Origin of the sequence: Desulfogranum marinum, from assembly GCF_016918565.1 — a bacterium.
GTDB lineage: Bacteria > Desulfobacterota > Desulfobulbia > Desulfobulbales > Desulfobulbaceae > Desulfogranum > Desulfogranum marinum.
The window spans coordinates 154,808-162,563 of the sequence record NZ_JAFFQD010000004.1 but is presented as its reverse complement, the minus strand read 5'-3'; the positions used below and the strand labels follow the sequence as shown (position 1 = coordinate 162,563).

Below are 7,756 nucleotides of genomic sequence, written 5' to 3'. Positions count from 1 at the left end.
GAGATGTTTTACAACAGCAGAAGACGGCATTCGTATCTTGGCTATCGCAGTCCAAATGATTTTGAAAAAATGATGAAGTTGAAAAAAGCAGCCTAAGAAAAGTGTCCACTTTTACTTGACCACGTCACTTCAGCAGTCCTCTTGAAGAGGTGGCCGAGAAGTGGTTAGGCTTTGATCCATACTTACTTTTAGGCTCTAGTACTTCAATAAGGTCAGCAAACTGCTTCCCGCTATATTGTCTGTCATGAGGTTGTAACTCTCCATTACCAAGCAGTTCCATGTGTTGCACGGGGACTCTGTTTATTGTACACCAGTACTCCATAGGGCTGTCAGCAAACATATAGGTCAAGACTGCTACCGACTTAAATGGTTTTAGACGGTTAGCTTTCAGAGTGAAGGAGAAGAACCCCCTCTGGCTATCGTCCTCAATCATATAGACTTCCCTATACAGGGTTTTCTTCAGAATCTCCCTCTCGGACTTACTGATATGGAAGTTGTTCAGCTTGGTATACAATTCAGTCATGATGATTACAGGAACGATCTTGGTAAGCCTACTGTTGACTCGCTCCAGATCGACAATGCCATAAGCCTTCCAGCCGCCTAGCATGGTCTTACTCAGCCCGTTAATAGGTTCAAATACGCAAGTTGTTTCATCAACCACCAAGTGCCAATCTCCTTGCTCTAACAGTTCGAATACATGAGGCTTCAGATAGCTCTCAAAAAGGCTGTGAGATATCAGAATTACTTCTGAGTCTTCTAGGGCTTTCTCAAAGCGAGTTTGCTTGCTTCCTGGTAGCGCGTCATCAAGTGCGACAACACTACTCCTGCTGACCGCTTCTTTAAACCGAGTTATCTCCGACACCCTTGGCAAAACAACAACGAAGCGTTTTGTATCGCTGCTGTTTATCTCTTCGATAGCCCAAGTACTTTTCCCTGTTCCCATTACTGCATCTACAACGGTTATCTCTGCGTCACTCATATAAAACTTACCCTCATCATTGAGTTGACTGGCTCTTGGCAGTGTTATTGATTAGACTTGTTCCGCTTCCTGTAGAGACTCGTCTCTCACCTTCACCTGTGCGTCGATCCACTTATCTAAGTCCGAGTCGAGCCAATAATTAGTCCCGCCAATCTTCACTGGCCGTGGAAAGAGATCGTTCGTTAGCCATGAATGAAGGGTGGTTCTTCCGACTCCAAACATCGCTAAAACGTCTCCGCGTCTAAATACCTTTTCTTTCATTCGCCACCTCGTAAGAGTTATATGGGGCGTAGTGCGTATTGGTTACCAACACGACTAGCGCTAAATTGGTTAGATCAGTCCATACCTGTGCAGTAATTGTGAGTCAAATCTGAACAGAACTGGCTATAAGGAAGGAATAGGTATGATGGTGACAGGGGATAAGTCTATGATATGAAGGGATTATTTCGGATGGAACAGAAGGAAAAAAGCACGAGATAGGTACAACGATATGGAGAGTAACTTGAATCTGAGGTTAGTTTTGAGCCTTAATTAGCTGATGTAGCATTGTTTATTTGCATTTTCGGTTGGCTTGGGGGGAGGTCGGGAGATGATGAGAAAAATGTCTTGATTGGATACGGTGACGACTGCAGGTTTGGGAAGGGGGGGGAAGAATTGAGGGGTCGTGCTGAGAAAAAAAGGTGTAGATGAATGTTTAGGGTTGACCCAAACTGTTTACTCATGCTACATATGTGTCTGACCTTACAGGGAAAACGGGGCGTATGATTCGGCTTCGGAGGCCGACACTCTATCCAGCTGAGCTACCCGCCCAAAGATGATGCAACAGTGTGCTACAGAAGAAAATGATAGTTGAACTGCACACAATTCAAAGTGAAGTTTATATACACTGGTTGCAATCGCATGTAAACGAAAGAATGTGCAAGTGCCGGTACTTCTTTACAGGCGTTGCTTACTACTGGTGTATGGAAAACAGTATTACATTTTTACCTTGGTGATGATTATTTGTGCAGGTGAGTCATGTACTCGTCCCACTCGACCGGGAGAAGAGATTTTTTCTTATTATTACACTCCTTGCAACATGGAACCAGGTTGTCTTTGGTGCTTCTACCCCCTCTACCAAGTGGAATTACATGGTCCATGGTCAGGTTTTTAAAGCCAACTTTTTCTCCACAATAGTAGCAGGTTTCAGTGGATGTTTTTTGCTGCCACCAACGGGTACTGCGCAGCTGTTTGGCTTTTTTTCGTTCTGCTTTGATAATGGAATCGTCGATCCCACCTAAGCTGTAATAATCTACCATTATATATTTTTGTTTATAAAGTATTCTTTCCCAGAAGCAATTCTCTTGTCTTGCCGACCAGGTACAAGGAACCGGCGATTAAAATAAGATCTTCGGGGGTAGTGTGCGCTGCAGCATATCCGAGTGCGTTGTCTACTTCGGTTTTGCAGCGTACTTTTGAATGATAATGCTTAGGGACCCGTTCTTCAAGCTGTTCTGCGGTTGCAGACCGGGTTGTTTCTGCCTGGGTTAAGACAATAACAGAAACCTTTTCAAGCAGAGCAAGCCAAGCTGGGCCGAGGTCCTTGTCGGCCATGCTGCCCCAGATAAGTATGATTTTTTTGCCGTTAAACGAATCTTGAAGGGTGTAGTTAAGCGCTTGTATGCCGGCTTCGTTATGGGCGCCATCAAGGAGGAAATGACGTTTATCCTGCCCATCACCACTGACAACAGTTTCCATGCGGCCAGGCCAGCTGGTCTTTTGCAGGGCTTCGGCAATTTTTTCCTCGGCCAGATGAAAACCTTTTTGCTGGAGTAGCTCTGCGGTTGCAAGTGCCAGGCAGGTATTAGTCTGTTGATGTTTACCTTGTAGTGCGCTGTGCAGTCCCTTGAACTGGACACCATTAATACCGGTGTAGGTAAAAACAGTTGGTGTTATTGATTGGCAGGTAAAGTCAACACCCAGGGTATAGAGCGGGCTTTGTTTTTGTAGGCAAGTGGCTTTGATGACTTGTTGGGCAGTATGGTCCTGCACGCCAGATAACACCGGAACAGTATTTTTTATAATCCCTGCCTTTTCTCCAGCAATTTGGGTAAGGGTGTTGCCGAGGTACTCCTGATGATCAAGATCTATGGTGGTGATCACCGAAACCAGCGGAGTTATAACATTGGTTGCATCGAGCCTGCCGCCCAGGCCGGTTTCAATAATCGCTATATCCACCCCTTGCTGCTGAAACCAGAGAAAGGCCAAGGCTGTGGTAAATTCGAAGTAGGTTATGTGTTGCGTGCCCAGTGTATCTCTAATGGTGGTAGCAAGTTCGGCAAAGCTATGGCGATCAATAGGCTCTCCATTGATGCAAAAACGTTCCCGGACACTGGACAAATGAGGGGACGAATAAAAGCCTACCTTATACCCATTTTGGCTGAGGAGACTGAGCAGCGTAGCACCAACTGACCCTTTGCCATTGGTCCCGGCAAGGTGAACAGTAGGAAAGGTAGTATGAGGGCTGCCAAGCTTTCGGAGGAGGTTGCTTACAGCCTCAAGACCGAGTTTGATTTTAAAAAATTGCAGCTTGTTGAGATAGGTGCAGGCTTCAGAATAGTGCATGGGTAACGGCGGGTAAAATAAGCAATCGGCTTTTAGCTGGAAATGAAAGTAAGGTGGAAAATATCGTAACTTTAGTACTGCTTTAGGCGCGTGTGCAATGATCGCGAGCTAATACTGATTAAATGACTAGGATTACTTTGCTTTTTTTAATATTTTTATTATCCGATTATGCAAGTTTCTTTTCAAATGGTGGCCGGGACCACAGTTGTATTGCTGAAGAGTTCCCCTAATCTATAATTTCTAGTTTTGCGTAATCAAGATGTAAAATTTTGGTTCCGTGGCGGTCAAACATGACTTCCACCCTGCGAGGACCAGGTATGTTGACAACCTTGCCATTTCCAAAATAGGAGTGATTGACAACCATGCCTGTGGTAAACGTTTGCCGGGCAGATTGAGTTTTTTTGAGAGGTCGAGGCACATCCCCGGGATCTGGGAGTGCACTGTTTCCGTAGGCTGGGGTGCCTTGGTCTTTTATATACAGGCCTTGAGGTATTTCGCGAATATACGGAGACATGCCTGTGCGACGGAATTGTCTGTCTGGAGTGACAAGCTCACATGGGTAGGTAAGGAAGAGTTGTTTTTTGGCCCTGGTGGCAGCCACATACAACAGTCGTCTTTCTTCCTCGTACTGGCTGCCAGGGGTCGCATTTTGATGGGGAAACCTGCCTTCGGCAAGTCCCATAACAAAAACCACATCCCATTCCAAGCCTTTGGATGAATGGATGGTGGAAATGATCAGCTGGCTTGTATCTTCCTTGTCTGCTGTGTTGGCAACGTTTTCTGGTGGATCAAGCGCAGTATCATCAACAAACGATTGGAGATCGCCATATCCGCCGATAAGAGCACTTATCTGATCCAGTTCTTTCCGCCGTTTCGGGTAGTCATCGTAATAAATTTTTTCAAAAACAGGCAGATAGTACTCTATAACCCGGTCATAGATGGTAGAAGGAGGGAGATCCGGCTGGTCTATCTCTTGTAAGGTTGCCAGCAATGCTTCAAACCCGTTTTTCCAGGTTTTGCCTGGTTTATACTGCGAGAGCGCAGCTGTCGGCGTGTCGGATGTTTTGATAAAATTAATGATTTTTTGAGCAGTCTTGGGACCTACCTTATCAAGCTGGAGCAATATCCGGTTCCAGGACAGACTGTCCCACGGATTAACCAGAATCCTGAAAAATGAAAGGATGTCTTTTATGTGCGCGGATTCGGTCAATCGCATACCGCCGCGTTTTTCAAAGGGCAGGTAGTGACTGGTCAGCTCCATCTCGAGCTTGTAGGAGTGGAATCCGGAACGAAAAAGGACAGCGATTTCATTGACAGGTGTCCCTTCTTCCCGCAATTTGCGTATTGTCTTGACAATATAGCGTGCTTCTGCTGCTTCATTTTTTGCAGAATACACTGTGGGTCTCACACCGCCTTCGATACTGGAGAACAGGGACTTGGTAAATTTTTCTTCGGCGTTGCGGATAACAGCATTGGTCAGTTCAAGAATAGGCTGGGTGGAGCGATAGTTTTCTTCCAGCTTTATGACATCAGTGCCTGGAAATTGTTCCGAAAAACGCATTATGTTATAGAAATCAGCACCGCGAAAGCTATAAATGGACTGAGCATCGTCGCCAACCACCATCACATTGTCATGGCTGGAGGCAAGCAGACGAATAATACGAGCCTGTATAAGGTTTGTATCCTGGTATTCATCAACCAGCACATATTGGAAGCGATTACAGATGGCTTGTTTTGCCTCCGTGGATTCACTGAGCAATCTTTGCCAGTTAACCAGCAGGTCATCATAGTCCATGAGTCCATGATCCTGCTTAAACTGATTATAATGCTGATGGATTGCGTGAAAATCTTCTAGAAATTCTGATAGGTGGACATGACCTTCATAGACCAGATCTTCTATGCTGCGCGATTTATTTATCGAACCGGAAATAAGGTTGATAATCACCCGTTTACTGGGAAATCGTTTTCCTGCTCCGGAAAGTCCCAGGGAAGACTTGAGAAGATTAACGATCCCTTCAGCATCGCCACGGTCAATGATGGTAAAACGCGGCCCAAAGCCAAGGTAGTGCCCATATTGACGGAGCAGGATATTGGCAGTGGCATGGAAGGTGCCGCCTACAATCCGTTGGGAGGCATGATCGGTTAGTTGACCCGCCCTCCATAGCATTTCCTGCGCCGCCTTTCTGGTAAAGGTGAGCAGCAGGATTGACTCGGGTGGTACCCCATGGCTGAGCAGATACGCCATTCGGTGGACCAGGGTTCGCGTCTTGCCGCTGCCTGCACCGGCAATCACAAGTACCGGACCATCATCATGGGTGGCGGCAGCATGCTGGGCAGGATTGAGATCTGTGGTAGCAGTCATTCCGGATGCAGAATCTTGGCTTTGCTCTGTATGTTCAAATAAGTGTTGTTGCATGGGGGCAATACGTACCATAGCAAATCACGAGAAGCAATGGCTGTTGACACTATAATAAAGACAGATTAGATATAATTCGCTTTACACTTCTATCATTTTTTAGATCAGGATGGCTTTTTATTAGCTGTTTTATAGGGTTCGCACATAAGGGATATTTATACGAATTATGGATTTATTTACCGAATATTTTACCGCAGAAAAATTAGCCGAATTATTTCCTCCACAGCGAAGTAATGACTTCTTTGAAGCTCTTTTTGGCGACGCGGAAGAGGGTGCTTTTGATATTCGTCTTGCGTATAATCGTTATGATAGCGCAGACGAGACCTTACACTTTACCCTGGATTTACATGAACGTCCAGGCAAGTGTCTGGCATGCAACCTAACCTATGGTTTACCTGATGTTTTTACCCGGCACCCGATTATTAATCTTACCCGGTTGATAAAGGATATCGATGCCCTAATGGGTGACGATTATATGTGCGAGGAGTGGAAACTTGGCGCCACCCAACAGCAACAGAGTGCTTTGCACTCAATACCGTTGGTGATAGCGGTGAAAAAGGTGGAGTAGGGGAGCTTACTGTGGTGCTCCCCTGGCTGCAGGAGGTGACAGGTTTTTTTTTAACCTGAGTCACTTCCCGGTGGGTGGAAAAGGATCAGTTGACGGCTATTTTTGCTTTACCTTTTGCTTTGGCTTGGTAAAGGATATCGTCTGCGGCTTCAAACCATTGCTCTTTGCTCATCTCACCATCCCACGTAGAAAGCCCGATGCTGACACCCAGCATACCGGCACTGGTTGAGATATTCAATGCTTTGACAGCAGAACAGAGGCGTGTGGCCAGGTATTCGGCTTCACGCAAGTTCGTATCCGGCAGCACAACCAAAAATTCATCGCCACCCATCCTGACTAATAAATCAGAACCACGAATCTCCTGATTCAGCGCTGCAGCAACCTGTTGCAACACTTTATCACCCTCCAGGTGGCCCATTGTATCATTAACAGCCTTGAAATGGTCAAGATCGAGAGCAGCTAATGTCAGTGGGTGCTTATATCGTTTTGCCTGCTCCATAATAGCATCAATCCTTTCTTCAAAGACAAACCTGTTGGGCAGATTGGTAAGTGTATCTCTGCGGGCTTGATAAAATACTTCTTCAAATTCCAGTGCTCTTTTTATAGGTGCATCAACAATGGCAAACGTTTGTTCAAGAAAGGCTGTTTCAGATTGGGTGAATGCAACACCTTTGCGGATCATCACAAAAGTTCCGCTGGTTGCTTCCAGTTGCGAATGCCAGGTGAATGTGAACAGGTCCTCGACGTGTTGCATTTTAGGAGCATGGGCACTCTGCCTGAGAAGATGCTCTGTTATTTTTACGGCGTGGCGTCTTTCAGGACCATGACTTGAACAATACATATGCATTTTTTCATGACTTGGGTTGTAATACCCTATCAGGTCATGATGAATATGCTCCATCATCCATATGGAGTATGTTTCCAGCATTGTCGGTAAGTCCAGTACGCCGGACAAACGTTGATGGAGAATATTTACCTTTTGCAATGCCTCAGACTGTTTCCGATAATGCTCAAGTTCGGAAAGGAGCGTGTCAACGGTTTTAGTCAGCGTTGGGTCTTGCTGGCTTGTTACAACAGCTGCGTTCATGGCCAATGTCCTATTTGGTAAAATTGTATCCGAGTTTCAATGCTTTCACGGTTGCTCTTGCTAAATTGATGCCTATGTTGCACGTAAATTTTATTGTTAAAT

The 7,756-nt window shown here is 45.6% G+C and carries 7 protein-coding genes; 1 reads left to right on the top strand and 6 read right to left on the bottom strand.

All coding sequences use genetic code 11. From position 1 onward, the window contains the following. Positions 1-124: 124 nt before the first annotated feature. The 5 genes from JWH17_RS04665 to JWH17_RS04645 all read right to left on the bottom strand — a co-directional run bounded on the left by JWH17_RS04665 (position 125) and on the right by JWH17_RS04645 (position 6,017). Positions 125-979, bottom strand: a complete 855-nt coding sequence (locus tag JWH17_RS04665; protein WP_205221407.1) for a DEAD/DEAH box helicase family protein — start codon at positions 977-979, stop codon at positions 125-127. Positions 980-1,030: 51 nt separating this feature from the next. Continuing rightward, on the bottom strand, positions 1,031-1,240 hold the full coding sequence (locus tag JWH17_RS24535; RefSeq protein ID WP_205221406.1) for a helix-turn-helix transcriptional regulator: 210 nt from the start codon (positions 1,238-1,240) through the stop codon (positions 1,031-1,033). 737 nt (positions 1,241-1,977) lie between these two features. Further along, the gene (locus JWH17_RS04655) at positions 1,978-2,277 is read right to left on the bottom strand and encodes an HNH endonuclease (protein ID WP_205221405.1); all 300 of its coding nucleotides are present in this window, start codon (positions 2,275-2,277) and stop codon (positions 1,978-1,980) included. 13 nt (positions 2,278-2,290) lie between these two features. Further along, positions 2,291-3,583 carry a bifunctional folylpolyglutamate synthase/dihydrofolate synthase gene (locus tag JWH17_RS04650; protein ID WP_205221404.1) on the bottom strand — a complete coding sequence of 431 codons (1,293 nt, stop codon included), beginning with the start codon at positions 3,581-3,583 and terminating at the stop codon, positions 2,291-2,293. 226 nt (positions 3,584-3,809) lie between these two features. Further along, positions 3,810-6,017, bottom strand: a complete 2,208-nt coding sequence (locus JWH17_RS04645; protein WP_232370895.1) for an ATP-dependent helicase — start codon at positions 6,015-6,017, stop codon at positions 3,810-3,812. A 148-nt stretch (positions 6,018-6,165) separates the two neighbouring features. On the opposite strand from JWH17_RS04645, the gene JWH17_RS04640 reads away from it, so the two are divergent. Continuing rightward, positions 6,166-6,567 carry a pancreas/duodenum homeobox protein 1 gene (locus tag JWH17_RS04640; protein ID WP_205221403.1) on the top strand — a complete coding sequence of 134 codons (402 nt, stop codon included), beginning with the start codon at positions 6,166-6,168 and terminating at the stop codon, positions 6,565-6,567. A gap of 85 nt (positions 6,568-6,652) precedes the next feature. On the opposite strand, the gene JWH17_RS04635 is transcribed toward JWH17_RS04640, so the two are convergent. Further along, positions 6,653-7,654, bottom strand: a complete 1,002-nt coding sequence (locus tag JWH17_RS04635; protein ID WP_205221402.1) for a GGDEF domain-containing protein — start codon at positions 7,652-7,654, stop codon at positions 6,653-6,655. Positions 7,655-7,756 lie beyond the last annotated feature (102 nt).

Bases quoted from the DNA above. Each gene is read 5' to 3' on its own strand.
- JWH17_RS04665 (WP_205221407.1), bottom strand. From the start codon at position 979: ATGAGTGACGCAGAGATAACCGTTGTAGATGCAGTAATGGGAACAGGG.
- JWH17_RS24535 (WP_205221406.1), bottom strand. From the start codon at position 1,240: ATGAAAGAAAAGGTATTTAGACGCGGAGACGTTTTAGCGATGTTTGGA.
- JWH17_RS04655 (WP_205221405.1), bottom strand. From the start codon at position 2,277: ATGGTAGATTATTACAGCTTAGGTGGGATCGACGATTCCATTATCAAA.
- JWH17_RS04650 (WP_205221404.1), bottom strand. From the start codon at position 3,583: ATGCACTATTCTGAAGCCTGCACCTATCTCAACAAGCTGCAATTTTTT.
- JWH17_RS04645 (WP_232370895.1), bottom strand. From the start codon at position 6,017: ATGGTACGTATTGCCCCCATGCAACAACACTTATTTGAACATACAGAG.
- JWH17_RS04640 (WP_205221403.1), top strand. From the start codon at position 6,166: ATGGATTTATTTACCGAATATTTTACCGCAGAAAAATTAGCCGAATTA.
- JWH17_RS04635 (WP_205221402.1), bottom strand. From the start codon at position 7,654: ATGAACGCAGCTGTTGTAACAAGCCAGCAAGACCCAACGCTGACTAAA.